At 35.2% G+C, this 2,116-nt stretch carries 2 protein-coding genes and 1 pseudogene; 1 reads left to right on the top strand and 2 read right to left on the bottom strand.

Translation table 11 applies throughout. The features are described 5' to 3' along the window. Positions 1–400: AlbA family DNA-binding domain-containing protein (locus K6G87_RS11340; protein WP_296837214.1), on the bottom strand; the 400-nt coding region annotated here is incomplete at its 3' end. Between the two features lie 355 nt (positions 401–755). Between K6G87_RS11340 and K6G87_RS11335 the strand changes: the two are divergent. Then, positions 756–968 (top strand): annotated as a pseudogene (locus K6G87_RS11335) (transposase); the annotation flags it as partial. Between the two features lie 482 nt (positions 969–1,450). On the opposite strand, the gene K6G87_RS11330 reads toward K6G87_RS11335, so the two are convergent. After that, a partial coding sequence (locus K6G87_RS11330; protein ID WP_296837211.1) for a glycosyltransferase occupies positions 1,451–2,116 on the bottom strand: 666 nt, incomplete at its 5' end.

The following is a 2,116-nucleotide window of genomic DNA, read 5'->3' as shown; positions in this document are numbered from 1 at the left end:
ATCGAGTTACAACTTCATATGAATACATAGGAATAACTTCTGGCGAACCGTCTGCCTTTAGCCTACGTCTAAGCATTTTTCCAGATGTTGTGGATACCACCGTCCTACTAATGGGAATCTCAATCTTTAAGATTTCTTTTTTTTCCTCAGTAATAATCTCTGCTCTAACAGAAATTGATGGCACAGTACTGTTGGCAATCAATGCAGTAACTCCTATAGCATCCTTATGCTTTGGATGTACGCCTGTAATTTCACCATCATCCTCTACACCCAGATACAATGTTCCACCTTTAGTGTTTGTCATTCCAACAATTTCATCAATTAAATCTGTATCCGAATATTTCTTTATATCGCTTTTAAATTCAACTATAAGATCTTCCTTCATTGGAATTGTTCGCATGATTATTACTCCTTAATTCTAATTTAACTCAATTATAATTCGTTTTAATTTAGTTGTCGAGTTAAAATCGAATTAAAAATCGAGTTAACCCATTATATCCATATAAAACTACGCAAATTTGACACAAATTATACCTGAATTATTCACGGCTTAATTACCAATCCTCATAGTTACTACATTTAAACTGTATATTGTTTTCACCTAACAAGTGATGCCTTAGGGGTATTAATAAAGCCCCAAATCTGTTAAAATTTTAGGTGCGAATCCAAAACCAAAACAGAAAAGAGGCTTCATTCTTGATCTTGACTCTACGCTACTTGATACATACGGCAAGCAGGAAGGTGAGGACTTCAATTATCATTATCAGGCAGAAACTTGGAACAATCCCAGAAGGGTTGTCTTTAAAATCGAGAAACCTTATAACCAGATAACCCACATGTATACTTTTATAGTCACAAATATGACTGCAGACATAAAATCAGTAATCCAGTTTTACTGCGGCCGAGGCAAAATGGAGAACTTCATCAAAGAGAGCAAGAACGGTTTTGACTTCGGCGCTGTAAGCAGCTTAAAACCACAGTTGGAATAGCAACTAATGATGCACCTTGATAACTTAAAAGTCTGTATTTCTGATTCATAGGGATAGTCTACCCATTTTCAGGGGAGATTTCCGCCTATTCTGGGCATCCATTTCAAAAAAGCGGTTTATGAGTCTGATTTCAGAGATTTAAGTAGTCATGAATAATTCAGGTTTCAATAATAATAATAGAAAAAGATTCAAATAATAATAAAACAAAAAGATTCAAATAATAATAAAACAAAAAGATTCCAACAGTAATAAAATAAAAAGGATGCATTCAGTGATATGATCTTCCATAAATAGATTAGGCCTTATGCCTCATCTACCAAGAATAACACATCACAATACGCACCCTTTTTTATTTACAATTTACTTCTGAATATCTTTTATTTACCTTTATTTTTGTCGCTCTATTATTATCGTCCTTTACTAGTATAGCTTTTTCTCGTCCTGTATTTTTTAACCCTTTATTATCCCTTATAGTGTCTTTCATAAGGCTCCCAGGTTTTCTCACTTATGATATACCTTGGTCTATGCTTACTCTCTAGATATATCTTACCAATATAGGTACCAATAACGCCTATTGATATGAGCTGTATACCTCCAAGGAAACAAACTATACAAATAGTAGATGCCCATCCGGATACGCCCTGACCAGTAAGAGCTACAATGAAGGCCCAGATGATACCTATAAAGCCGATTATACTTACAATACTACCAATTCCTGTGATGATAGATATAGGTTTAATAGACAGAGAAGTAATTCCATCAAATGCAAGGTGAAGCATCTTGCTAAGCGGATAGTGACTTTCTCCTGCCATTCTTTCATGGCGTTCATAATATATGATTGCTGACTTAAATCCAACAAGAGGTACCATACCTCTTAAATAGATATTAACCTCGTGGAAATCTGCAAACTCGTCAAGAACTCTTGATGATATGAGTCTATAGTCTGAATGATTATAGACAACTTCAGCTCCCATCCAGTTAAGCAGTTTGTAGAAAGATTCTGCTGTAAACTTCTTAAAGAATGTATCCGTATCTCTCTTGGATCTTACACCATACACAATCTCTGCTCCGCCAAGATAAGCGTCAAGCATCTTGTCCATGGCTCCAATATCATCCTGTCCATCACA

This window comes from Butyrivibrio sp., assembly GCF_024699075.1.
Note: the sequence above shows the minus strand (reverse complement) of the source record. Positions and strands in the feature narration are given on the sequence as shown.